Annotated in this window: 22 protein-coding genes; 12 read left to right on the top strand and 10 right to left on the bottom strand. The window is 69.6% G+C overall.

All coding sequences use genetic code 11. The features are described from left to right. Positions 1-28: 28 nt before the first annotated feature. The 8 genes from AB0B90_RS31525 to AB0B90_RS31490 form a co-directional block, all read right to left on the bottom strand. Positions 29-1,852, bottom strand: coding sequence for a hypothetical protein (locus tag AB0B90_RS31525; RefSeq protein ID WP_350945139.1), 1,824 nt, complete (start codon positions 1,850-1,852; stop codon positions 29-31). Between the two features lie 102 nt (positions 1,853-1,954). After that, positions 1,955-3,439 (bottom strand): glucoamylase family protein, encoded by a 1,485-nt coding sequence (locus AB0B90_RS31520; RefSeq protein ID WP_362926115.1) that lies wholly within the window; start codon positions 3,437-3,439, stop codon positions 1,955-1,957. A gap of 156 nt (positions 3,440-3,595) precedes the next feature. Next, the gene (locus AB0B90_RS31515) at positions 3,596-4,405 is read right to left on the bottom strand and encodes a carbohydrate ABC transporter permease (RefSeq protein WP_362926114.1); all 810 of its coding nucleotides are present in this window, start codon (positions 4,403-4,405) and stop codon (positions 3,596-3,598) included. 68 nt (positions 4,406-4,473) lie between these two features. Further along, on the bottom strand, positions 4,474-5,421 hold the full coding sequence (locus AB0B90_RS31510; RefSeq protein WP_362926113.1) for a sugar ABC transporter permease: 948 nt from the start codon (positions 5,419-5,421) through the stop codon (positions 4,474-4,476). 2 nt (positions 5,422-5,423) lie between these two features. Then, complete coding sequence (locus tag AB0B90_RS31505) at positions 5,424-6,674, bottom strand: sugar ABC transporter substrate-binding protein (protein ID WP_362926112.1); 1,251 nt, start codon at positions 6,672-6,674, stop codon at positions 5,424-5,426. Beyond that, positions 6,671-7,720 carry a LacI family DNA-binding transcriptional regulator gene (locus AB0B90_RS31500; protein ID WP_362901732.1) on the bottom strand — a complete coding sequence of 350 codons (1,050 nt, stop codon included), beginning with the start codon at positions 7,718-7,720 and terminating at the stop codon, positions 6,671-6,673. Before AB0B90_RS31500 ends, AB0B90_RS31505 begins: the two co-directional genes overlap by 4 nt. Positions 7,721-8,024: 304 nt before the next feature. Continuing rightward, complete coding sequence (locus tag AB0B90_RS31495) at positions 8,025-9,014, bottom strand: NADP-dependent oxidoreductase (RefSeq protein WP_362926111.1); 990 nt, start codon at positions 9,012-9,014, stop codon at positions 8,025-8,027. A gap of 122 nt (positions 9,015-9,136) precedes the next feature. Next, on the bottom strand, positions 9,137-10,132 hold the full coding sequence (locus AB0B90_RS31490; protein ID WP_362926110.1) for a zinc-binding dehydrogenase: 996 nt from the start codon (positions 10,130-10,132) through the stop codon (positions 9,137-9,139). Positions 10,133-10,441: 309 nt separating this feature from the next. Between AB0B90_RS31490 and AB0B90_RS31485 the strand changes: the two genes are divergently transcribed. The 6 genes from AB0B90_RS31485 to AB0B90_RS31460 all read left to right on the top strand — a co-directional run bounded on the left by AB0B90_RS31485 (position 10,442) and on the right by AB0B90_RS31460 (position 14,973). Beyond that, entirely contained in the window at positions 10,442-10,786 is a 345-nt protein-coding gene (locus AB0B90_RS31485) for a hypothetical protein (RefSeq protein WP_350945126.1), read from the top strand. Then, the gene (locus tag AB0B90_RS31480; RefSeq protein WP_350945124.1) at positions 10,779-11,408 is read left to right on the top strand and encodes a DUF6879 family protein; all 630 of its coding nucleotides are present in this window, start codon (positions 10,779-10,781) and stop codon (positions 11,406-11,408) included. The genes AB0B90_RS31485 and AB0B90_RS31480 overlap by 8 nt, the downstream gene beginning before the upstream one ends. Before the next feature lie 277 nt (positions 11,409-11,685). Next, positions 11,686-12,450, top strand: coding sequence for a hypothetical protein (locus AB0B90_RS31475; RefSeq protein WP_350945123.1), 765 nt, complete (start codon positions 11,686-11,688; stop codon positions 12,448-12,450). A 275-nt stretch (positions 12,451-12,725) separates the two neighbouring features. Continuing rightward, entirely contained in the window at positions 12,726-13,472 is a 747-nt protein-coding gene (locus tag AB0B90_RS31470) for an aminoglycoside phosphotransferase family protein (protein WP_362926109.1), read from the top strand. Between the two features lie 279 nt (positions 13,473-13,751). After that, positions 13,752-14,174, top strand: a complete 423-nt coding sequence (locus AB0B90_RS31465) for an Rrf2 family transcriptional regulator (protein WP_362926108.1) — start codon at positions 13,752-13,754, stop codon at positions 14,172-14,174. Positions 14,175-14,256: 82 nt separating this feature from the next. Then, positions 14,257-14,973, top strand: a complete 717-nt coding sequence (locus tag AB0B90_RS31460) for an NIPSNAP family protein (RefSeq protein ID WP_350945118.1) — start codon at positions 14,257-14,259, stop codon at positions 14,971-14,973. Positions 14,974-15,041: 68 nt separating this feature from the next. Here the strand turns inward: AB0B90_RS31460 and AB0B90_RS31455 are convergent, their stop codons facing one another. Both AB0B90_RS31455 and AB0B90_RS31450 read right to left on the bottom strand, forming a co-directional pair. Further along, a complete protein-coding gene (locus AB0B90_RS31455; protein ID WP_362926107.1) occupies positions 15,042-15,650 on the bottom strand; it encodes a hypothetical protein in 609 nt (202 codons plus the stop codon). Between the two features lie 54 nt (positions 15,651-15,704). Next, positions 15,705-16,403 (bottom strand): alpha/beta hydrolase, encoded by a 699-nt coding sequence (locus tag AB0B90_RS31450; protein WP_362926106.1) that lies wholly within the window; start codon positions 16,401-16,403, stop codon positions 15,705-15,707. A gap of 200 nt (positions 16,404-16,603) precedes the next feature. Between AB0B90_RS31450 and AB0B90_RS31445 the strand changes: the two genes are divergently transcribed. The 6 genes from AB0B90_RS31445 to AB0B90_RS31420 all read left to right on the top strand — a co-directional run bounded on the left by AB0B90_RS31445 (position 16,604) and on the right by AB0B90_RS31420 (position 24,130). Continuing rightward, positions 16,604-17,254, top strand: coding sequence for a formylglycine-generating enzyme family protein (locus tag AB0B90_RS31445; RefSeq protein ID WP_350945388.1), 651 nt, complete (start codon positions 16,604-16,606; stop codon positions 17,252-17,254). Positions 17,255-17,403: 149 nt separating this feature from the next. Continuing rightward, positions 17,404-18,036 carry an NYN domain-containing protein gene (locus tag AB0B90_RS31440; RefSeq protein WP_362926105.1) on the top strand — a complete coding sequence of 211 codons (633 nt, stop codon included), beginning with the start codon at positions 17,404-17,406 and terminating at the stop codon, positions 18,034-18,036. A 278-nt stretch (positions 18,037-18,314) separates the two neighbouring features. After that, positions 18,315-21,215 (top strand): DUF6493 family protein, encoded by a 2,901-nt coding sequence (locus AB0B90_RS31435; protein WP_362926104.1) that lies wholly within the window; start codon positions 18,315-18,317, stop codon positions 21,213-21,215. A gap of 111 nt (positions 21,216-21,326) precedes the next feature. After that, complete coding sequence (locus tag AB0B90_RS31430) at positions 21,327-21,683, top strand: nucleotide pyrophosphohydrolase (RefSeq protein ID WP_362926103.1); 357 nt, start codon at positions 21,327-21,329, stop codon at positions 21,681-21,683. A 162-nt stretch (positions 21,684-21,845) separates the two neighbouring features. Next, positions 21,846-23,690: a DNA/RNA helicase domain-containing protein gene (locus AB0B90_RS31425; protein WP_362926102.1), complete on the top strand. Its 1,845-nt coding sequence runs from the start codon at positions 21,846-21,848 to the stop codon at positions 23,688-23,690. A gap of 104 nt (positions 23,691-23,794) precedes the next feature. Then, positions 23,795-24,130 (top strand): DNA/RNA helicase domain-containing protein, encoded by a 336-nt coding sequence (locus AB0B90_RS31420; RefSeq protein WP_362926101.1) that lies wholly within the window; start codon positions 23,795-23,797, stop codon positions 24,128-24,130. Positions 24,131-24,516: the final 386 nt, after the last annotated feature.

Genomic DNA, 24,516 nt, shown 5'->3' with positions numbered 1-24,516 from the left:
CAGGTAGGAGACGGCGGGCATCCCCGCATCACGCCAGGGTGAACTCCAGGTAGGAGACGGCGGGCATCGGCAGGGTGAACTCCAGCCGCAGGGTCCCGTCCTCCGCGCGGACGGTACGGGCGGGCTCCAGCTCGTCCAGGCCGTTCGCGGCGCGGAGCCGGTCCCACTGCCCGCCCTCCGGCCAGTCGGCGCCCCCGCCGATCTCCGCCCATACCGCCCGGATGTTGGAGTGCCGCTCGTCGATCCGGTGGTGGCCGACCGTGTACTCCCCCTCGGCGAGTCCCTCGACCGTGAGGGTGACCTCGCGTGACAGGATCGCCGCGCCGCCGGCCCTGTCCTGGTCGAGGGTGCCGTTCCACACCAGCACCCCGACGGCGCCGGTGGCCGAACGCGCCGCCCACACCTCGACTCCCGCGACGTCACCGGTGGCCGAGCAGGCGAGCTCGTCCTCGCCGAGGCGGTCGGCGAGGGTGAGCGCGAGGTAGCGGGGCTTGCGCAGGTTGCCGACCGTGAGCAGGCCGAACCCGCCGTGGAAGAGCGCCGGTGGGCGGCCCAGCTCCTCGAAGTGGTCCGAGGCCACCCAGTGGGAGAGCGCGTCCACCCGCCCGGCCGCCGACCTCATCCCGTGCAGCAGGAACGTCGCCCCGAACGGCCCGTCGCCGATACCGTGGAAGTGCGTGGGGGTGGGGCCCCACTCCGTCCACCAGATCGGCGTGCCCTCGCGGCCGTGCCGTTCCAGGACGGGCCGCCAGTCGAGCGGGGCGTTGCCGTAGGTGTGGGTGGAGACGAAGTCGAGCGCCGCACCCGAGGCGTCCACGTGGTCGATCAGCTCCTGGACCCAGCCGTTCGCCGCCGAGGACGGGCCGCCGACGCGGATGTCGGGGTGGACGTCCTTGACCGCCGCCGCCGACACGTCGTACAGCCGGAAGAACTCCTGTGGCGTGCCACTCCAGAAGACCTCCAGGTTCGCCTCGTTCCACACCTCGAAGGCCCAGTTGTCGACCACCTCGCGCAGGCCGTACCGTTCGACGAGGTGGCGGGTGAGGTCGCGGACCAGGTCGCCCCACCGGTCGTAGTCCCTGGGCGGCGAGATGATCGCCCCGTAGCCGAAGACCGTCTTCGACGGGTCGGAGGCGAGGTCGCGGGGCATGAACGACAGCTCCACGATCGGCCGCATGCCGAGCGCGGTGATCGTGTCGTAGACCTCGTCCACCCGGGTGAAGTCGTGCACGGGCCTGCCGTCCACCTCCCGGTAGACGCCGAGGTCGTCGCAGAGGATCGCGTGGGCGCGCACGGTCTCGACGCCGAGTTCCTCCCGCGTCGTCCGCAGCGCCTCGACCAGTTCGGGGCCGATCGGGCGGCCGCCCACGGTGTCGGCGGAGAGCATGTACGACAGGTGCTCGGAGCCGATCATGTACTTCCACGGCCTGGGCAGGAGCCGCGTGCTGGTCGAGGCGTCGACCCGCAGGACCGTCGCGCCCGGCGCGGCGAGCGGCGCGGCGAACACCGCCTCGGTGAAGGGGCCGGCCCGTTCCATCGTGGTGACGGCGGCGACTCTGTACCAGGCGGGCTCCCCGTGCGTGTCGACGTAGCGCGGATCCGGCACGGCCGGTACGTCGACGTCGGGCTGCTTGGTGGAGGTGTACGGCCCCGCCTCGGCGGGCGCGCGGTGGACGAGGTAGCCGATGGCCCCGGCCACCCGTTCCCAGGTCAGCGTGACCTGTCCGCCTCCGCTGTCGGCGCGCAGTCCCCGGGGGGCGGTGACCTCGACCCGTCCGGCCGCGGTCACCTCCCCCGACGCCCGGTAGATGCGGGCCTGCCAGTCTCGGCGTGCGGCGTCGGCCGTGCTCATGGATACGTCTCCCCGATGGTCGGTGTGGGTGGGGTGGGTGTGCGGCTCACGCGCGAGGAACAACGCGCGTGAGCGGCACGATTCACTTGGCGGGCACGACGGTCATCTGGGAGGCACGACGGCCCATTCCTCCTGCCGCAGGACGGGCGCGAGCTTCGCCGTGACGTCGCGGGTCGCGAAGTGGCGGCGCAGGCTGTCGTCGGCGAGCGCGTTGCCGAGCGCGATCATGATCATTCCCTGGTCGAGGGCGAGATACTGCTTGGCGACCTTGCCGCTGCGCACGGCGACCGCGTCGTAGAAGCCGCCCGGCCCGTAGGCGTCGAAGTTCGTCCTGAGCCTGGCGAGGTTGTCGAGGGCCGCGCCGGGCGTGTGGCGCAGCGCGAGGAACGACGCGTGCGGGGTGACCACGCCGTCGCCGTAGGACTCCGGCTCCGGCTGCCCCTCGCGGCACCCCTCGAACCCGTAGTCGACGGAGGTGCGCTCCTGGTCGGAGGTGTAGCCGGGGGTGTCCATGCCGATCGCGTCCACGCCGTACTCGCGGTAGCCTCCGGCGGGGTCGTTGGACGGGGAGAAGCCCCAGTAGCCGTACTTCGCCTCGTTCATGCCGTGCTCGATCTGGGCGGCGATGTAGACGGGCTGGTTGCGGCCCCAGCTCCTGGCGCCCCAGACGTCCTCCGGTACGAGCTGGGTCACCATCAGCTCCTCGAACATGCTGCCGCCCCAGGTGGGCACCAGGCGCATGCCCCGGTAGCCGTACGTGCCCTCGAAGACGTTGACGCCCATGTAGGTGCGCCAGGTGCCGACCGGCTTCTGCTCGGCCCACGACCAGTCGCAGGTGTCGGGGAAGGTTCGCCACATGCCGTAGTAGTGCTGGGGCGGGAGCTGGCCGAGGGCGATGCCGACGTAGCTCGCGATCCTCGCCTCGGTGAGCGCGCCGTAGTGGTGGCAGGTCGAGTGGACCGTGGTCCCCGAGTCGTTGTAGTCGCTCTCGACCGAGCAGCCGGTGGGCTTCTCCGGCCAGAACCCGCCGCGCAGCAGCCCGGTGCCCGCGTCCGGCCGGGCCTGCGGGTCGTAGTAGGACTCGAAGTCCATGCCGCCCAGCAGCGCCCCGGCCTGCTTGGAGACCTCGGGCACGGCACTGCGGATCATCATGAGGGCGGCCGCGAGCCAGCCGTTGTCGACGCTGGACAGGAACGGCTGTACGACGGAGCCGTCCTCGGGCCAGGTGCGCACGACCTGCAGCGTGCGCGGGTCGTACCAGTTGTAGAACTGCCCGGTGGGGGCGTGACGCTCCAGTTTCGCCGTCGAGGCGAGCGTCGCGGCGACGCGGCGCCGGGCCTCGTCCTTGGAGATGAGGCGGACCTCGCGGGCGGCCACCGTACTCCACAGGTAGGTGGCGATGTTGGTCGGCGAGGTCACCTTGGCGCGGGTGCCGGGGGCGAGTGAGCCGTCGATCTTGTCGGAGGGCAGGCCGGTCGCCGGGTCGGTCATCGCGACCATGGACTTCCAGGTGTCGGCGGCGTAGCGGCGCAGCACCTCCCGCTGCCGCCCCGCCGTCGAAGCCGTCGCGGGTGTCGACGTTGTCAAGGGGACATCGGGGGATACCAGGGGAGACTCGGAAGGGGAGACAGCGGGGGCGGGGGAAGGGGCGGCCGAGGCGGGAGAGGGGACTGCCGCGATCAGGGCGAGACAGGCCGCCAGGGCGGCCGCGTGACGACGACGCACGAGGGCTCCTTACGTGGATTACTTGAGTCCGGTGGAGGCGATGCCCTGGGTGAAGAAGCGCTGCAGGAAGACGAAGAGGACGAGGACCGGCAGCACGACGACCACCGCCCCGGCGATGAGCAGCCCGTACTGGGTCCCCTGGTAGCCGTTGAAGATCGCCAGTGCGACGGGCAGCGTGTACTTGTCCTCGCTCTGGGCCACCACCGCGGGCCAGAGGAAGTTGTTCCACGAGCCGAGGAACGTGATCAGGCCGAGCGTGGCGAGGGCGGGCCTGCACAGTGGCATCACGATCCTGAAGAAGATCCGGAACTCCTTGGCGCCGTCGACCCGCGCGGCGTGGATCAGCTCGTCGGGGATGTCCGCGATGAACTGGCGCATCAGGAAGATGCCCAGCGGGGTGACGAGGCCGGGCAGGATGATCCCGAGGAAGGTGTTCACCAGGCCGAGCTTCGCGATGAGCACGAACTGCGGGATCATCACCACGATGGCGGGCAGCGCCATCTGCGTCAGGACCAGCGCGAACAGCACGTTCTTGCCGCGGAAGGCCATCTTGGCGAAGGCGTATCCGACCATCGAGCAGAACAGCAGGTTGCCCGCGACGGTGGCGAGGGCCACCACCGCGCTGTTGAGGAACACCTGCGTGATGTTCATCTTCTCCAGCAGCTCGCCGTAGTTGCCGAGCGTCCACTGCGTCGGCAGGAACTCCGGCGGATCCCGCCTGATCTCGGTCTCCGGCTTGAACGAGGTGAGCAGCGTCCAGACGAACGGGAGCACGATGAGCACGAGCCCGGCGCTGAGCAGCGCGTACGTGGAGAAGCGGCGTTTCACCAGGGCCCCGCGCCCCGGCCTCCCGGAAGCCTGGCCTCTCGCGGGGGCCTTACGACCCGAAGCGGTTGTCATCTGGACCTCCCGACCCGGAACTGCAGGACGGCCAGCGCCACGATCACGGTGAACAGGACGCTCGCCGCCGCGGCGGCGTAGCCGTAGTTGCCCGAGCCGAACTGGTTGTAGATCGCGAGCGAGGCCGAGGTGGTCGCTCCCGCCGGGCCTCCCCGCGTCATCACCAGCGGCTCCTCCATGAACTGGGCGAACCCGATCGAGCTGTAGACGGTGCAGAACAGCAGCGCCGGACGGAGCATCGGCAGCGTGACGGAGCGGAAACGCTCCCAGCGACCGGCCCCGTCGACCTCCGCCGCCTCGTACAGCTCCCTGGGGATGCCCTGCAGGGCGGCCAGCAGGACGACCATGTCGAAGCCGAAGCTCCGCCAGGCGGTCATGACGATGATCACGGGAAGCGCCAGGTTCTCGTCGGCGAGCCAGCGGGGGCCGTCCACGCCCACCGCCGCGAGCACCTGATTGACCAGACCCGCGTCGGGTTCGAGCAGGAACCTCCAGGCCACCGCGACGCCGATGATGCTGGTGACGTACGGCAGGTAGTAGCCGAGCCGGAAGAACGCGGCCGGCAGCCGGGCGATCCCCGAGTTCAGCGCAACGGCCGCGCCCAGGCCCAGGGCGATGGTGAGCGGGAGCGCGGTCACCACGAAGATCAGCGTGTTCAACGCCGCCTGACGCATGAGCTCGTCGTCGAAGAGCCGCAGGTAGTTGTCGAGCCCGACGAGGTTCACCGCAAAGGGGTCGCGCACGTCGGTACTGCGCATGTCGGTGAAGCTCATGCCCAGCTCGACGAGGAGCGGACCCGCCCAGAACACCGCGAACATCACGACGAAGGGCGTCACGAAGATCCAGGCCAGACCGGTGCGGCGGAATCCGCCCCGAGGGCTCCACTGCCTGGCGGGGGCCGGTGCGGTGGACTCACGCGAGTCCACCCGCTCGCTGACCACCATGGTCAGACCCCGGTCCCGATGGTCTCGGCCTGCTCCTGGACGCGCTTGGCCGTCTCCTCGGCGCTCTGCTTGCCCAGGGCCATCTTCTCGACCTCGGTCTCCATCACCTTGGCCACCTGCTCCCAGGTCGGGACGGCGGGCACGGCCTTCGCGTCCTTGAGCTGCTCACCGAAGACGGTGACCCGCTCGTCGGCGGTGAGCGCCGGGTCCTGCCAGGCGGCCTCGACGCTGGGCAGCGCGTTGACCTTGGTGTACCAGGTGGCCTGGACCTTGGGGTCGACGAGCCAGCTCAGGAACTTCCAGGCCGCGTCGCGGTTCTTCGCGTCCTTGAAGACCACCATGTCGCTGCCGCCGACCAGGCTGGGACCTCCCGCGCTGCCCTTCGGGTAGGGCGCGACGGCGAACTTGTCCCCGAAGCCGTCGCCGCCCTCCTTCTCCAGGCCCGCGATCATCCACGGCCCCGAGTAGAAGGCGCCGACCTTCCCCTTGACGAACGTCTGCGGGAAGGCGCCGGTCGGCTGGTCGGTGCTGGAGAGCCCGCTCTCGAAGAACGAGCCGTACTGCTTGAGCGCCTTGACCATCTCGGGCGTGTCCAGCGTCCACTTCCCGTCGGAGACGATCTCGCCGCCCGCCTGCCACACCAGCGGCAGCACCTCCTGCCAGGAGCCCTGCCGGAAGTTCTGCTCCACGCCGAGCGAGGCGCCGCCCTTCTCCTTGAGCGCCTTCACGAAGGCGGTGGTCTCCTCCCAGGTGACGGGCGGCTTCACCGACGCCCTCGAAGCGAGGTCCTTGCGGTAGTACAGGGCGCGGGTCTCGACGTACCAGGGCACGCCGTACGCGGTCCCCTCCACCTCGACCGTGCCCCACGCGCCGGGGAAGAACGCCGACCTGTCGATCAGGTCGGCCGGGGTGGGGTCGAGGGCGCCGGTCTTCGCCATCTCGCCCATCCAGGTGCTGCCCAGCATGGTGACGTCGGGGGTGGCGTTCCCCGCGATGGCCGCGGTGATCTTGTCGTGGGCGACGTCCCAGCCGAGCGGGGTCACCTTGATCGTGATGCCGGGGTTCGCCGTCTCGAAGTCCTTGGCGAAGGCGCCCAGCGCCTCCCCCTCCGCCCCGATCGCCCAGACCGTGACCTCCCCGGTGGCCTTGCCGGTGTCGACCTCCCTCGCCTGTTCCGCGGCCCCGTCCCCGCTCCGGCCGCACCCGGCGAGCACCAGTCCCAGCGCGAGGATCCCGACGGCGTACTTCTTCACTTTTCCTCCAGGGGGTGAGGACCGCAGCTGGATCGGACGATCAGCTGGGTGGGGAGAATCTCGGACTTCGGGACGTTGCGAGTGCCCCTGATGAGTTCGTCCAGCGCGCGGGCGGCACTGGCGCCGAGCAGGCGCATGGGCTGGCGCACCGTGGTGAGGGCGGGCCTGGCGTGGCGGGCGGCCATGATGTCGTCCCAGCCGGTGACCGCCACGTCGCCCGGCACGTCGAGGCCGAGTTCCTCGGCCGCCAGGATGACGCCGAGGGCCACCTGGTCGTCGGCGCAGATCACCGCCTGCGGCCGGCCCGCTCCACCGGCTCTTCCCGCCTTCCCTGCTTTCCCGGCGAGCAGGGTCCGCCCCGCCTCGTACCCGCCCTCCACGGTGAACTCGCAGGGCAGCGGCTCGGGGGGCCGGATCCCGTGGTCGGACAGGACCCGTCTCACCCCGGTCCAGCGCTGGGTGACGTCGCCCCCGTCGTCGTCCCCGGCCATCGCGAAGGTGGAGTAACCGTGGCCGAGCAGGTGGGCGGTGAGCGCCTCGGCCGAGGAGGTGTTCTCGCTGCAGACCGCGTCGGCCCGCTCGACGGGGTCGCGTGCGAGCAGGACCAGCGGCGTCCTGCTCCTGACGATCTCGTCCACCACGGCGTCCTCTACGGTCCTGCCGAAGATCACCATGCCGTCCACCCTGCCGACCAGGTCCCTGACCAGGTCCTGTACGGCGGCCCGCCCGCGCGTGGACAGGATGAGCACGGAACGGCCGAGCTCGGAGGCCACCTCCTCGTAGCCGAGGAGGACTTCGGCGAAGTAGGGGCCCGACAGGTCGGGGAAGACGATCCCGTTGGCCGCGTGGCGGCCCTGGGCGAGGGAGACACCGAGGCGGCTCGGGGTGAAGCTGAGCTCCTCGACCGCCCTCAGCACCTTCTCGCGTGTTCCCGCCGAGACGGGTCCGGTGTTGCGCAGAGCCCGGGAGACCGTGGCGATGGAGACACCCGCCCGCTGCGCGACCTCGTAGATGGTCGCACCCTGACCTTCGTCGCTGTTTGCCACCTGTCGTCCGATCTCCCTGCCGAGTGGAAGCGCTTACACTCAACGACGACTGAAGGTGGAAGCGCTTACAGTGGATGCTCGGAGTCAACCACCGAACGTAATCACCGGTAAAGGTCTGTTACATCACCGTTACCAAATGAGTGCAGCGCCACATCGGGACCCGTGAGGTCCGGCCGGGAGGTTCACAGGATCCCGACCCGGGGCCTCGCAAGACCCGAACGAGAGCCTCATGAGGCTCTGCCCAGGAGTTCCACACCGATCTCACCTCGTCACCCCGGCGGAGCCGGCGACCGCGAATCCCACGTCACGGAACAGTGATCACGATCTTGCCGAGGAGATGTCCCTGCTCACTGAGACGATGCGCGTCGGCGATCCTTTCCAGCGGGAAGGTCCTCTCGATCGGCACACGCAGCGCGCCGCGCTCCAGTAAGGGGAGGACCTCGACGAAGACCTCCTCCAGGGGACTCCCGCCGACACCGCTGGAGAAGCGCACACCATACTCGGCGGCCCGTCCGTCGGCGATGGTGACCACCCTGTCCGGACCACCGGCCAGTTCTATCGACATGGCGAGCACGTCGCGGCCGGAGGCGTCGAGGACCGCGTCGACACCTTCCGGGGCCGCGGCGCGTACCCGCCCGGCCATGCCCTCGCCGTCCCCGCCGCCCTCTCCGCCCTCGCCATCCCCGTACTCGACCGGCCGCACGCCCAGGTCGCGCAGGAAATCGTGACGGGCCCGGCTCGCCGTGCCGACCACCCGCACCCCCCTGGTCCTGGCGATTTGCGCGGCGACCAACCCGACACCACCGGCGACCGCGTGGATCAGCAGCGTGTGCCCCTCCGTCACGTCGAGCTCCCGCAGAGTACGCCAGGCGGTTTCCACGGCGACCGGCAGCGCGGCGGCCTGCTCGAAGGAGAGCCAGGCGGGCATGGCCAGCAGGTTCCCGATGTCGGCCGGGACATGGGTGGCCGCGGCACCGGAGAGGACTCTGCCGAAGACGGCCTGACCCACACTCCAACCCCCGACACCTTTACCCGAACCGGCACCGGCACCGGCACCGGCACCGGCACCAAGAGCCTCGATCGTTCCGGCGAATTCGACACCGACACCGGTGGGCCCGCCCGGCCGCCGGCCACGGTCCATGAACCCGCTGCGGAGTTTCCAGTCGATGCCGTTGACACCGGTGGCCCGTACCGCGACCCGTACCTGACCTGGACCGGGATCGGGGAGGGGAACATCGTCGAGAGTGAGCACCTCGGGACCGCCGTAGCGGACATAGCGGATGGCCTGGGACATGGTTTTCTCCCTCTGAGCGCTTGTACGCCCGGTTGACGGCATGAACCGCCGGGCCCACGACCCCGGTGCGCCACGACGAGGGCACGGAAAGAAGTGGGGAGAGCGCCCGGCCGGTGAACCTCTCAGACCAGCAGCAGGGTCTTCCCCACGGTGTCGCGCGCCTCGATCGCGGCGTGCGCCTCGGCGGCCCGATCGAGGGGGAAGGTCTGTCCGATGACCGGCCTGATCCGGCCCGCCGCCGCCTCGGACAGCGCCAGCCCGGCCAGCCGTCTGCCTTCCTCCGGGGCGAACTGCACCTGCTCCATCCCGTGCACCCTCACCCCACGCCGTTCGGCCTCCCCGGGATCGATCTCCGCGAAGCTCCCGCCGGGCACGCCGTAGGTGAAGAACCTGCCGCCGCGCGCGGTGACCCCGAACGCGTCCTGGCCGATCCGGCCCCCGGCACCGTCGAAGACCACGTCCACCCCGGCACCGCCGGCCGCCCCAGGCAGCCTCCCGCCACCGGCCGCCTCCCGGACCCGCTCAAGCCACCCCGGCTCGGAGTAGTCGACCACGATGTCGGCTCCCAGTTCCCGAGCCAGGTCGAGTTTGTGCCCGCCCCTGGCGGTCGCGATCACGAAAGCACCGACCGCGTGGGCAAGCTGCACCAGCAGGGTGCCGAGCCCTCCGGCCGCCGCGGTGACCAGCACTCGCTCCCCGGGCTTGACCTCGGCCGCGCCGGCCAGGCTCAGCGCGGCCGGACCGATCTGGAGAAGCGCCGTCGCCTCCCGCACACCCAGCTCGTCCGGTACTGGGACCAGGGCCTCCAGCGGGACCACGACCCGCTCGGCGTACCCTCCGTCGCCGGTCATGGCGATGACGTCGCGGCCGACCCAGCCGGGATCAACCCCCTCCCCGACGGAGACCACTCGCCCGCCCACCCCGCCCCCCGGCACGTACGGTGGCTTCTGGCCGAAGAATTCGGTGCCCCAACCGGTGCGAAGCTGCGTCTCAAGGGACAGGACATCCACGACGGACACTCCGACCACGACCTGCCCGGCTCCGGCGACCGGCTCCGCTGCCCGGTCCACCACCAGCACCTCTGGTCCCCCGAACGCGGTCACCTGAACAATGCGCATATCGACCACTTTCTCTCGATCTCTTCGCGCACAGTCTCAAACCTAAAGTTTGCTTGACGTCAAGCGGCACGCACCGCACCCGGCACCGACACCGCCGACGGGCGGAAACTCCTCAACGTCATCGGTACCCAGACCATGCGGCTGTCCCGACCTCCTCGACGAAGTCCTGATCGGTTGCCCCGCACGGCGAAGCCGACGGACGCCCGACCCACAGCCGGAAGGGGCGCGACCAACGAACCGGGTCGCCAGGCGTGGCAGGTTTCGCGGCGCGGGCTTTCGCCACCGTGGAACATGGCGGACACTGAACGCATGTCGAGACGCGCACTGACCTGGTCAGGGGTGGCCGTGGCGCTGGTGGCGCTGGCCGCGCTGGGATGGTATTTCGTCGCGGTCGGCCTGGATCGCGCCGACAAGCTCGCCAGCGTTCTCGGGGCCTTTGTCGGACTGCTGGGACTGGGTCTCGCGATCTACGGCACTGTTTCCTCGCGCCCGGAAGCGGCCCAACCCGAACCGGGTGGCGTCCACAACGAGATCAGCGGCACCGTGCACGGCAGCGCGGTGCAGGCGAGGGATATCGAAGGCGGCATCACCTTCGGCTCCCCGAAACCGCTCAGAGCACAGGACACGGCGAAGACGGACATCCCCGATGCTTGATCCCGACGCCCCTTTCCCCCTTCCCCCACAGGGCGAGAAACTCGTCAGGGAAGCCTACCGACGTGACTTCCGGCAACGGGACGCGCTGATTCGCAATCATGACTCCTGGAAGTTCGAGCGGCGACAGCACTTCGAGGAGCAGGGCAGTCCAAGTCGTGACGCCTTTCGCCGAGGCGACTGGGACGAGGCGCTGCGGCTTCTCGACGAAAGACGGGACGACCTGCTCGCGCTCAGCCGGGAGGACGAACGTCGCGGCTCCTTCTTTCACCGGGTACGCGTGGTCGAGACACCGCTCACACCGTATATGCGATGGGAGTTGCACTCTCTGCGGATCCGCGCCGAGTGCGGTGAGAGGATCCGTGTGATCGGCGCGGAAAGGGTGCAGGCCCTGGAGAAGACCGATCCACTGCCGGAAGTGGTCATCCTCGGCGGCCGGACCCTCTACCACGTCCTCTACACCGCGACCGGCGTCCCGGACGGCGCGGTCCGCTACACCGATCCCGGCTTCATCGCAGGTTGGGAAAAATACATCCAAAGCCTCTATGAGGCCGGTGAAGATGTTGTTTCCTACTTCGACCGCGAGTTGGCCCATCTTCACTCGCCCCAGCCGAAGACGGAGTAGACGTCAGAAAGACCGGAGAGGGAGAAGAGCACTCCGGCGGTTCGCGTTCCGAGCTGTCAGGGTCCTCTCGTAATGTCGTACAAGCCAGAGACGTCAGTGGCGGAGTTCACTTCCACGACCACGGCAAACAGGGCCGAGGCGACTCCGCTCACCTCACCCCGCGGCAACTCCCCGCCGATGTGCGCGGGTTCGTCAATCGCACCGACGAGTTCCAAGATGCGCCCGACTGCCGCCCGCCCTGCGCATCGCCGCCGAACGCGCCGTCAGCAACCCGCATATGCGGCTGGACGACCTGATCGCCGACCTGCGTGACAGGTCCGCCCTGTGGGACGCCCTGAGCACGGGAGACGACGAAGAGGCCGGAGCCGTCCGTACGGTGTTCGCGTGGTCCTACCGCGCCCTGCCGGAGCAGGCCGCCCGGTTGTTTCGCATGCTGGGCCTGCATCCAGGCCCCGAGTTCGGTCTCCACGCCGCCGCGGCCCTCGCCGCCCTGTCTCCCGGCCGGACCCGGCAACTCCTTGACTCCCTGGTCGGCGCCCACCTCCTGGAGCAGACGGCACCGGACCGCTACCAGTTCCACGACCTGTTGCGTGCCTACGCCGCCGACCAGGTACAGCAGGAAGAACCTTCCGAGGAACGGGAGAACGCGCTACGGCGGGTGCTGGAGTGGTACCTGCACACCGCCGACGCCGCCCAGAGCTGGATCAATCCCGCCGAGGCCCGGGTGGAACTCACACCGCCGGCGGACGGTGTGCAGCCGTTGACCTTCCCCGACTACAACGCCGCCGTGGACTGGTCCGAGCGTGACCACACGAACCTCCTGCAGGCGACCAGGATCGCCGCCTCGACCGGACAGGACCGGCTCACCTGGCAGTTGTCGGCCGTCCTGTCGAACGCGCTGTCTCCTTCGGCGCCGGTCGCCGGCTGGCTGGCCGTGGGCCACCCCGCCCGCGTCGAGCACCACGGCCGAGTCGTACGTACCGGCCAGGTCCGCGATGTCGTGGGTGGCCACGATGAGGTGGGCGCGCTCCCCCGCCCGTGAGACGATCTCCCGGAACCGCTCGCGCTGGACCGGGTCCAGGCCGTCGTCTTCGCCTTCGAGCAGGGGCTCGTCCGCTTCGGCTGACCCGCTCGCCCCCCCGACTGCGACCCGGGTTCCTCTGACCCGCTCGCGCCCGACTGCGACCCGGGTTCCTCCGGCACCGGGCGAAGGCACCGAACCTCCTCGTCGACGCGACGACCAGCGGTCGGCCGCCGCGCCGTCGTACGCGACAAACCCGGCGACTTCGACGATCATCCCCGGGATACTGGCTGCCCATGGATGAGGTCGAAGTAGTCGTCGCCCATTCCGAGCGCGCGACCCTGCGCGTCGGGGACGTCTTCCTGAAGGTGGACGCCGATCAGGCGCGCATCGACGTCGAGGTCGAGGCGATCGCCCTGGCGCCGGTCCCGACCCCGGAGGTCCTGTGGCACAAGCCGCCGGTGCTCGCGATCACCGCGGTCCCGGGAACGGCCCTCGGTCGCCTCGGCGAGCCGTCGACCGCGTCCCCGGCGGCGTGGGCCGCGGCGGGCGCCGCCATCCGGAAGCTGCACGACGCGCCGTTGCCGCCCCGGCTCGGCCAGGCCGGCCGGGGCGTCGAGGAGTTGGCGGCGGATCTCGACCGCGAGTGCGCGTGGCTCGTGACGAACGGCGTCCTGCCCGCCGACCTGGTCACCCGCAACCGCCAGGTCGCCGAGGCCGCGCTCCGGCCGTGGACTCCGGTGTTCACGCACGGCGACCTGCAGATCGCTCACGTGTTCGTCGACGGCGACGAGATCACGGGCATCATCGACTGGTCCGAGGCGGGCCGAGGTGACGCCCTGTTCGACCTCGCCACCTTCACGCTCGGACACGAGGAGCACCTCGGCGACGTCGTCACCGGCTACGGCACCGACGTCGATCTCGACGTGATCCGCGCCTGGTGGTCGTTGCGGAGTCTGCTGGTGGTTCGCTGGCTGGGCGAGCATGGCTTCGACCCGTTCGCGCCGGGCTGTGAGGTCGACGTGCTGAGGTCCCGGCTGTGAGGCCGCACGGGCCCGAATGCCGTTGGACCTGGGCTTTCACGAGGCGGCCCGCGCGACGGCGTTCGGGAAGGCGCTGCTCGCGCACCTTCCGGATACCGGGACCGCCTTTAATCAATGATCGGCCGATCCTGTGCCTAACCGTCCGAAAGACCTGAATCAGCTCACGTCGCCGCCGGTGAACACGTACGACCAAGCACCCGATCGCTTTTCGCGCGCTCCGCGTCCGGTTCCGCGCCGGCCGTTTAGCTGTAACATGCCTTGTTACAGACAGGAGGGCCGATGGCCGCGAACAGCCGGCTGACGATCGCCGTACACGCGCTGACCTGGATCGCGCTCGCCCAGCGGCGCGGGCAGGAGTGGCTCACCTCGGAGCAGGTCGCCGCCAGCGTCAACACCAATGCGGTGATCATCCGACGCAGCCTCGGCGATCTGCGCCGGGCGGGCCTGGTGGAGGTCCGCCACGGGGCCGGGGCCGGCTGGAGCATGGCCCGCGCGCCCGAGGACATCACCCTGCTTCAGGTGTACGACGCCGTGGAGCGAGAACCGCTCTTCGCCATGCACCGCACCGAACCCAACCTGGAATGCCCGATCGGCAGGGGTATCCGGCCCGTGCTGGACGTGGTCTACGACCGGGCCGACCAGAGCCTGCGCCGCGAACTCGCTCTCACCTCGATCACCGACGTGCTGCGGGACTGCCTGTAGGCGCACCGACGCCCACCTTCGGGCAACACGCGCCTTCAGTAGTAACAATGTTTGTTCCATCAAAACGGAAGGAGCCTCACCGGTGGAGGACAGTCGATACCCGATCGTCGAGCTCAGGCAGTACACCCTGCACGAGGGTGAACGCGACGTACTGATCGACCTCTTCGAGCGGGAGTTCGTCGAGCCGCAGGAGGCGACGGGAATGACCGTCATCGGCCAGTTCCGCGACCTCGACGCTCCGAACCGATTCGTCTGGCTCCGCGGATTCCCCGACATGGAGCACCGCGCCCAGGCGTTGCGTTCCTTCTACGGCGGTCCGGTCTGGAAGGCGAACCGCGATCGGGCCAACGCGACGATGATCGACTCCGATGACGTGCTGCTGTTGCGCACCCGAGAGGACTTCCCGGCAGCGGCACGGCCTCCACTCGGCGATGCCACTCCGACGTCGATCGTCGTCGCGACGCTCTGTCACCGCGACCGGCCGTTCGACGACGCGTTCGCGGACTTCTTCGACCGCTCCGTACGACCGGTGCTGACCGAGATCGGAGCACGGCCGCTCGCCTGCCTGCGGACCGAGTACGCAGAGAACACCTTCCCCGCCCTGCCGGTCCGCACCGGGGAGAACGTCTTCGTGTGGTTCTCCCGGTTCGCCGGTCCCGACGATCTCGCCGATCACCAGGAGCGGCTGGCCGGCTCACGCACATGGCGCGATCGGGTGCTCCCGGAACTGTCGGAAACCCTCACCGGCGCTCCGCGGCGGCTCCGGTTGGCGCCCACGGCCAGGTCGTCGTTGCGCTGAGGCGTGCGGCCCCATATCTCGGGATGGAGCACGACCTCGGGATGGAGCACGCGAAACCGAAGGCGGAGTCAGAGCGTCAGTGCCAGCACCGCCCACGCCACGCCCGCCCCGGTCACCGCACCCACGAGGGTCTGGGCGGGCGTGTGGTGGGAGACCTTCACCCGAGCCCACCCGATCACGCCGACGAGGACGGCACCCACCGCGAGCGTCACCGCGGTGGGCAGCACATGTGCCAGCACGACCACCGCCCCGGCGGACACCCCCGTGTGAAAGGAGACCTTCCACGTCAAGGTGATCGCCCCCATGACCAGGATCCAGCCGAGCATCACCCCTGCCGTGGCCGTCACGATGAGCGGCGCGTCCAGCAGGACCAGCACCACCAGACCGACGACCACCGCGATCAGCCCGGTGAGCATCGGCCCCCTGCGAGAATTCCGGTCGACCAGATGCATCGAGTCCAGGCGGCCCCGCCGCACGCCGACCGCGATCACCCCAACGGGCACACCGGCACACAGCGCCGACGCGAGCAGACCCCACAGCGCGCCCACCCATCCGTGGGCGAGCAGACCGGCCACCGGCGGCAACGCGACCGCGACGTACTGGGGCGCGGCCAGCTCGGTCACCACCCACGCGAGACCGCCGCGCTCCGCCCCGGCACCCGCGCCCCGCTCAGGCACTCCCACACCGTCCACTCATGCGCCTGACAACAGTGGCCGGAACGGCGGTGGCCATCACGTCGCGGCCTCGTCGAGCAGGATCCGCGCCAGCTCTCGCGGCCGGGAGAACATCGGCCAATGACCGGTGTCCATCTTGACCAGCCGCCAGTGCTCACCGCTCAGCAGCTTGGCGACGTCGTCGCTCGGCTCGTCGCCGTCGAGCAGGCATTTGACGTACGTCGCCGGTAGCTCGCCGAGCGGGCGTGCCAGCACCGCCGGCTCGGTCAACGTGGCGCCCGGATGCGGCGTCGCGCCGCTCACGATCCGGGCGATCTGCTCGCCGGTGAGACCCTGGCCGTCGTAACCGGCCGCCGCAGGCGGCGCCCAGAAGCCGCCGGTCTCGGCGATCGAGGCCTCCACCATCGCCCGGCCGTACGGCCAGCCGGACACGAAGGACTCTCCGTCGGCCGGAACGTCGGAGTCGACGAAGACCACGCGGGCCAACCGGTCACCGATCCGCTCGGCGGCCTGACCGACCGGGATTCCCGAGTAGCTGTGCCCGACCAGGACGACGTCGCGCAGATCGCGGTGTTCGACCTCGTCGACGATGTCCTGAACGTGGGTCCGCTGCCCGGCGGGCACGCCCCGCTTGTCCGCGAGACCGGACAGTGTCAGCGGATGGGCGCCGTGCCCGGCCGCGCGCAGCTCGGGCACCACCTCGTCCCACGCCCACGACCCGAGCCACGCACCTGCGACCAGTACGAAATCCGCCATGGCGGCAACGTAGCGGAACAGACCGACAATCCCGGTCGCGACCGCGAGACCGTCGGCCCGCCGACGCGCCTGGTAGCGTTCGCGGACGGGGGTGTCCGCATGTCGTTCACCCGGACCGATCGGGTGGAGCAGGACGAACGATGAGCGCCGAGCCGACGCCGCGCGAGGCGACCGCCGTCGCCGTCGCCGTCGCCGAGCACATGGTCGCGATCCCGGCGGGAAACGTCTTCCTGCGGGACGAGGGCACGAAGGCGATCTGGAAGGTCGAGATCGGGGCCTTCGAGCTGGCCTCCTATCCGGTGACCCGCGAACTGTACCGCGCCGTCCTGGGCGAGGCGCCCGCGAGCCCGGCGGGGCCGCGGACGCCGGTGACCGAGGTCTCCTGGATGGACGCCGTCCGGTTCTGCGACCTGCTCTCGCGGGCGGAAGGGCTCGCCCCCTGCTACTCGATCGGCGACGACCCCGACGGCGAGGACGTGGTCTTCGACCGGGAAGCCGACGGCTACCGCCTCCCGACCGAGGCCGAGTGGGAGTACGCCTGCCGGGCCGGGACCACCGGCGTCCGCTACGGGGAGCTGGACGAGATCGCCTGGCACCGCGGCAACTCCGGCGGCGAGGTCCACGACGTCGCGACCAGGGCGCCGAACCCATGGGGGCTGTACGACATGATCGGCAACGTGTGGGAGTGGTGCTGGGACGTCTACGACCCCGAGGTCTACGGCCCGTACCGGGTCTTCAGGGGCGGAGGTGTGTCCGATCACCCCCGGGGATGCCGGGCGTCGTGCCGCCGCAAGAGCCACCCGACCCTCCGCATCGACGACCTGGGATTCCGGCTCGCCCGATCGCGGTAAGAAGACCGCCTGCCCTCGATGAGCCACGCTCGACGTCGCACTCTTCAGTTGAGAGGCGATTGTCCTACCGGCTTCCGGCTCTCACGCTTCCGCCCAAGCAGTATGCCAAACCCCACTGTTTTAACTTTGCGTGACGATAGATTCACTCTGTGATTACGAACTTCTATGTTGACGGGTTCAACCTGTTCTACGGCTGCCTTAAGGGGACTCCTTACAAGTGGTTGGACCTCGACGCTCTTTCCCGGCGACTCGCACCCACCCATCAGATCCACCGCATCCGCTACTTCACCGCCAAGGTTTCAGCCCGCCCCGATGACCCCGATGGCCCAAACAAACAGGATTTTTACCTCAGAGCCCTGTCTACCATTCCTCACCTCACCATCCATCTGGGACGGTTCCAGCGGAAAAAGACAAGAATGCGACTCGCCTATCCACCGGTAGTAGGCCCCACGACGGTGGAGGTCATCAAGACCGAGGAGAAGGGTTCGGACGTCAATCTTGCGACCTATCTGCTCGCGGACGCCTTCCGAGAGGATCGCCAGGTCGCCATCGTGATCAGCAACGACGCCGATCTGGCCGAGCCCATCCGACTGGTCTGCCACGAAGTCGGCCTTCGCGTGGGCGTGGTCAACCCCCATCGCATACGCGGACGGAGTCTCGACCTACAAGCCGCCGCCCCAACCTTCTTCCGAGAGATCCGGGAGACCGTCCTGGCCACCTGCCAGTTTCCGGAAAAGCTGGAGGACTCGCGAGGAGAGATCCGGCGGCCGACGACCTGGTGAGAAAATACAAGGCCCCGTCCAACGGACGGAGCCTGTTCCCACCGGCGCGTGTCCCGTGGGGCGATGCTCCAAGTGAAGCAGTCCACCTCCGTGTCTGTCAAACCACTCGGAGTAACAGGCCTGTCCGTCCGGCCACCATGTCCTACACGGGGTGCGCGAACTCCTGAGCAAGGCCAAGGAGGCGGGCGACCTCCGCCCTCCACCTCCAACGCATCGCCTACCCGGTGCTGTTCATGTGAGATCCGGTTCTGTCGGGGGCGATCTCTACGGTGTGCGGCATGACGACACAATCCCCCGTGAGCGGGGCCTGGTCGAGCGTGCGCGCGGCCATCGCCGCCGGTGACCCGGCCCTGGTCGCAGACGCCGTGTTGGCTCTGGACGAGGCCGGGTGCCGGGAGGTGGCTCGCGAGCTGCCCGACCATATCGGCGTCGCCAGGACAGCGGTCGAGGAACGCGACCAGCGCCGGGGGGTATGGAGCGGCGGCGAGGAATGGATCGAGCCCATGCGGGTCGCTGGCGCGGGCGTGTTCGGCGGGGTGGCCGCCGTCGCGACCTGGCTGTATCGGCGCGACTTCACCCGTTGGCGGCCACCGCTGGACTCCGGGCCGCTGCTGCGTGTGATCGCCGCGCGACCGCAGCAGTGGCAGGCCGGTCTCGCGGTGCGGCTGGCCCTGCGGCTGCGCGGCAACCGGACCCAGGCCAGGGACGACAGCATGCCGTTGGCCCTGGAGCTGCTGCGCCGTAGCGGTGCCGTCCCGCCCGAGCACGACCCGCTCACCGTCGCCTGGGTGTCCCAGCCGCCGGATCTGGAGCACGACCCGTTGGCCGAGCACCTGGTGCCCCGGTTGTGCGAGGCCGAGGGCGTGGGCCGGGCGCTGCGCGGAGACAGCGTCGATCCGCCCTCGTGGGATCCCGGCCTCCGCACCTGGCTGGGGGCGCTGCGCGCCGCGGTCACGGCCGGCCGACTCGCCCCCGATCCGCTGGTCGACGGCTGCCTGCGCCGGTTCCTGCGCGGTGGCAACGCCGCCGACCTGCGTTTCTTCGTTCGCCTGCACGAGATGCTCGACCCGGCGCCGAGCGCCGAGCGCACTCGCGACTACCTGCGACTGCTGCCCGCCGCGCCGGGGCCGGTGGCCGAGCTGGCGCTACGGCAGCTGCGCGGTGCGGGCGGACTGAGCGGCGAGGAGATCGACGAGGCGGTGTCGGCGCTGCTGTTCCGCCCCGAGGGCAAGCTCGTGCGGGCCGGACTGACCCTGCTCGACCAGGCCGCCCGCGACGTGGACGGCGACCTCGACCAGCTGGCCCCGGCGCTCGCCTCGGCATTCCTGTGCGAGCCCTACGAGGTGCGCGAGCGCGCGGTGCGCCTGGCCGTCAAGCACGCCCGGCGCTTCACGCCCGCCGGAGCCGAGGCCGTCCGCGAGGCGGCGAGCGTCCTGCCCGCCGAGCTGGCGGCGCGGCTCTCCCAGGCGTACGGGGTGGTGGCAGCCGAGCCGGAGGTGATCGACGACTTCGAGCCGGGGACGCTGCCGCCGTTCCAGCCGGTCGCCCGCGAGCCGTTCCCACCGGCCTTGGAGGACCTGACCGCCGCCTACGGCCAGGTGGGCGACGTCATCATCTTCGAACGGTGGCTCGACGGTTTCGTCCGCGACCCGTCCAGGCGACCGCGCCCCGGCCGGGGCCGCATCTACCAGCGGCGCCAATGGTGCCGGCTGGAGGAGTGGACGGAGGCGCTGCTGCGCGAGGCCGCCGACCCCGGACAGGAGCCGCCGACCCCCGAGCCCGAACAGGCTCCCGAGTACGCCAGGCACATCATCGGCGTGCGCATCGCCGAAGGCGACGAGGAGCGCGACATCGAGGTGGACTTCGGCCGGTTGCCCGCCGAGATGCGAGAGAACATCGCCGCGGCCCTCACCGAGAACGGCACTCCGCTGGGCAATCTTGAGCACTTCACCCAGGGCCCGCCGCTCGAAGCGGAGATCCTGAACGTGTGGATCATGTCGTCGGGCAGCTGGAGAAGACTCGATGAGCAGGAGAAGCAGGAAAAGGCGCCGCACGACCGTCTGCCTGACCCGCGTCACCTCTCGGCGCCGCACTACGCCATGCTGCTGCGCTGCGCCGAGGTCCACTCCGCGCTGAAAGCCGGGACGCTGCCTCCGTACCTGCTGGCCACCCCGACCCTGACCTCCGGTCACCTCGATCCCGCCGAGCTGGTGGCCCGCCTGGAGGGATACGAGCGGGCCGGCGCCCAGGTCCTGCCCGCCGACCTGGGGCAGGCGCTGCTGCGACTGCCGCGCGAGGCGTCCGCCGAGGTGGTCGACCGTGCCGGGAAGCTGACCTCCCAGGCGGGCGCCACGCTGGCGCGCTGGCTGACCGATCGGCCGGAGCCGCAACTGCGGGTGGACTGGGCACACGCCGGCGGCGCCTACACGCACGACCGGCAGAAGGGCGAGCACTCCCCCCGACTGAACCCCCGCATCCGCCTCGAACCGACGGGGCTCGCGCTGATCGACACGCTACTGTCCGACCCGCGTTCCTGGACGGACGAAGACGACGGCAAGTACATGGAGTTCTGGCGGCTGACGCTGCCCTCGGATCGGGAGACGGTGGCCATGCACCTGCTGCCGCACCTGCTCGACACCTGGGAGCGGCCGGGTTACTTCCATCAGTACGTGACCGCGCTGTTCTCCCAGGACGGGCCGGTGGGTGAGGCGACGGCGCTGCTGATCGCCGTCCAGTTGGCCCAGCAGGGCATGTTCGCATGGCCCGAACGCGGTCTGCGGTTGCTGCTGGACGCGGCCGCCGCCGACTGCCTGCCCACCGTGGAATGCGGCCGTCAGCTCGGGCTCTCCCTGCGCAGGGAGGTGACCACGATGAGCCCCGTGCGCTCGGCGCTGGAGGAATGCGCGAAACAGGGTGCGCACCGGCAGGTGTGGGAGATCATGACCGGGTTGCTGCCGGTCTACCTGCCAGGACCCGACGAGCGACCGTATTCCGGGCACACTCAGGCGCTCTCCCTCGCGATCGACGCCGCCCGCTGGGCCGGAGCGCGCGGTCCCGTCCCCGCGGTCGCCGAGGCGGCGGCCCGCAAGGGGACGAGCAACTTCGTACGCACCGCCCGTGCTCTGCACGAACAACTCCTCGGCCGACAGGAGCAGGCCGCGACACGGACACCCGCCTGAACAGGCGGAACCTCCTCGACCGGATGTCCCCCCTCCCCCGCTCCCGATGGCGCGGTAAGGACAGCCGCGGTTGTCTCGGACCGTGCTTTCCGTGGCTTGTAGCGTGCTGCCATGACGGAGCTTGAGGAACTTGCCGACAGACTGCGGCGGTTCGCGCACGACAGGGACTGGGAGCAGTTCCACACCCCGAAGAACCTGGCCATGGCCCTGGCCGGGGAGACCGGTGAACTCCTCGCGGAGTTGCAGTGGCTCACTCCCGAGGAGTCCGCGCGGACCATGGAGGATCCGGAGGCCGCCGGGCGCCTGCGCTCCGAACTCGCCGACGTCATGATCTACCTGGTCCGGCTCGCCGATGTGCTGAACGTCGATCTCGTCGAGGCCGCCCACGCCAAGCTCGACCAGAGCGACAAACGCTATGCCGTGGAGACCTACCGGGGGTCGGCCAGGAAGGCCCCGCCGCTCGCCTGATTTTGTCGGATGATCGCTGTAATGTGCCTGACGTAGTGATGCGGCCCGACGGGCTTCCGCTCATCATCTGATCGCGGACACGCCCCCACACCGCACGAGTCTCTCGTGCTGCCTGGGGGTAGGTCCGTGACGGCATTTCGGCATTCCGCCGAAAGTCTGGCCATGCTGGCGACCGACGCTTCGGTTCCGGAGCGGCGGTTGAGCGAGGTTATCGCCGAGCACCTCAGAAGGACCTCGCGCATCAACCCCTCCCCCGCCGAGCGTAGGTCCTGGGATCGGAGCCTTCCCGTCCTCGCCCGCGACCTGGTCGACGCCGGGCTCGGGGGTGTCGAGATGCTGGTCGAATACCAGCTGCCGCTGACCAGCCAGCGCGCCGACGTGGTTCTCGCGGGCGTCGACCGCCGTACGGGCGGTGACGCCTACCTGGTGGTGGAGCTGAAACAGTGGAGCCAGGCCGAGCTGCTGGACGACGATCCCAAGCTCGTGCTCGTCGAAGGCGTTCCCGGCGGCCCCAAGCTGCACCCGGTGCTGCAGGTTCAGGGTTACTGCGAATACATCACCGACTTCGTCGCCGCCCTGGCGGGCCGGGACGACGTGCTCAGAGGCGTGGCCTACCTGCACAACGCGGCCGACCCGGACGTCCAGGACCTCTACGCCGGGGTGCTCGACGAGCGGACCCGCATGTTCACCAAGAGCCGCCGCGGAGCCCTCCTCGACTACCTGCGCGAGCTGTTCGCCCCCGAAGCGGGTGCGGAAGCGGCCGACCGGTTCCTCACCAGCGCCGTCCGCCCTTCCAAGCAGCTTCTCAAACTCGCCGCCCAGGAGATCAAGGACCGCGAGCAGTTCGTCCTCCTCGCCGAGCAGCGGCTGGCGTACGAGATCGTGCTGAACTCCGTCGGCAGGGCACGCGGGGCGGACTCGAAGGAGGTCGTCGTCATCACCGGCGGCCCCGGAAGCGGCAAGAGCGTCATCGCGCTGTCCCTGCTGGGCGAGCTGTCACGGCAGGGTCGTGCGGTCCTGCACGCCACCGGGTCCCGCTCGTTCACCGAGACGCTGCGCAAGGTGCCGGGCAAGGGCTCCTCGAAGGTGAAGAGCCTCTTCAAGTACTTCAACGGCTTCACGAAGGCCGAGCGCAACGGACTCGACGTCCTCATCTGCGACGAGGCGCATCGGATCCGGGAGACGTCGCAGAACCGCTACACCCCGGCCCACCTGCGCAGCGACCGCCGCCAGGTCGACGAGCTGATCGACGCCGCGAGGGTCCCCGTCTTCCTGCTGGACGAGCACCAGGTCGTACGGCCCGGCGAGATGGGCACCGTGGCCGAGATCAGGGACCACGCGGAGGCGCGCGGGTTCCGGGTTCACGAGGTCTCCCTCGACGAGCAGTTCCGCTGCGGTGGCAGCCGCGCGTACGAGGAGTGGGTGCTGCGGCTGCTCGGCCTGCGGGAGGGCGGCCCCGCGCCGTGGCCCGGCGACGACCACTTCTCGGTCTCGGCGGCCGGGTCGCCGCAGGAGCTCGAGGCCCTGCTGCGCTCGAAGCTGGACAAGGGTTACTCGGCCCGGATGACGGCCGGGTTCTGCTGGCCGTGGAGCGATCCCCACCCGGACGGCACCCTCGTCCCCGACGTCCGGCTCGACGGCTGGTCCCGCCCGTGGAACGTCAAGGGTGACCGCGCGGTGGGTGACGCGCCCGCGAGCGCGCTGTGGGCGACCCAGGACGGCGGCTTCGAACAGGTCGGCTGCGTCTACACCGCCCAGGGCTTCGAATACGACTGGAACGGCGTGATCATCGGCCCCGACCTGGTCTACCGCGACGGCAGGCTCGTCACCGTCCGGGCGGCCAGTAGAGACCCGGAGCTCAAAAAGCGAGGGGTGACCGACGAGCAGGCCGACCGGCTGATCCGCAACACCTACAAGGTCCTGCTCACCCGCGGCATGATCGGCACCTGCGTCTATTCCACGGACGCGCGGACGCAGGAGTTCATGCGAGAGCTGCTCGGGACCTGAGGACCCGAAGAGCGCGCAGAGCACACTCTTCTCTCCATATCGACCTCGCGGCCCGACGGGCTTCCGGCGACGAATACGCTCCCACACTGTTCGACTGGGCCGGAGTGGTCATCGGGCCTGACCTGCTGGCGCGCGGCGGCCGACTCGTCACCGAGCGCACGGGCAGCGAGGACAAGGACCTGACGAAGTCGCCGGTCACCCACGAGCAGTTCGACCGTCTGATCCGCAACACCTACAAGGTGCTGCTCACCAGGGGCCTGGCGGGGTGGTCCTGTACTCGACGGATCCCGAGACCCAGGAGTTCCTCTCCGGACTCGCCAACGGTTCCGGCAGCGGACACGACGGTTCTGGGCGCCGAGCTCCTCGGGGGTGAGCGGACCGCCCGGCCTTTGTCAAAAATTCTGAGCGGCAATGTGGTGCGGCACGCCCCCGAAAGGTAGCGCGTTCAGTCGTCGAGAGACCGTGGCCGGACACGGCCATACATCAAGCCGAAATATCTACTACCTCCCATACCTCCTAAATAACTCAAATCACCCAAAAAGATCTATGTGATGATATTTCACATAGATCTTTCTTCTCAGAGGTCACACAGGTAAACCAGAGCGCCACTTGCCACGTCTGTTGACCATGAGGTCATTTATTGCCAAAGCGGTCACGCGACCACAACAATCGATTGGTCCAACCGAACCGTTCAATGCCACTCGGCTCAGTCGATGAGCAGAGCAGCCGAAGAACGTTCTGGCGTGACCTCGCTGATACCAAACGTGCATCAATCCGATAGCCGCCTTAAGGGAATGATCACGCACCTCCCAATCACTGCGGATAG

The sequence above is a fragment of the Streptosporangium sp. NPDC049078 genome (assembly GCF_040648855.1).
In the GTDB taxonomy this organism is placed as follows: domain Bacteria; phylum Actinomycetota; class Actinomycetes; order Streptosporangiales; family Streptosporangiaceae; genus Streptosporangium.
This window is presented reverse-complemented; position numbering and strand designations above follow the sequence as displayed.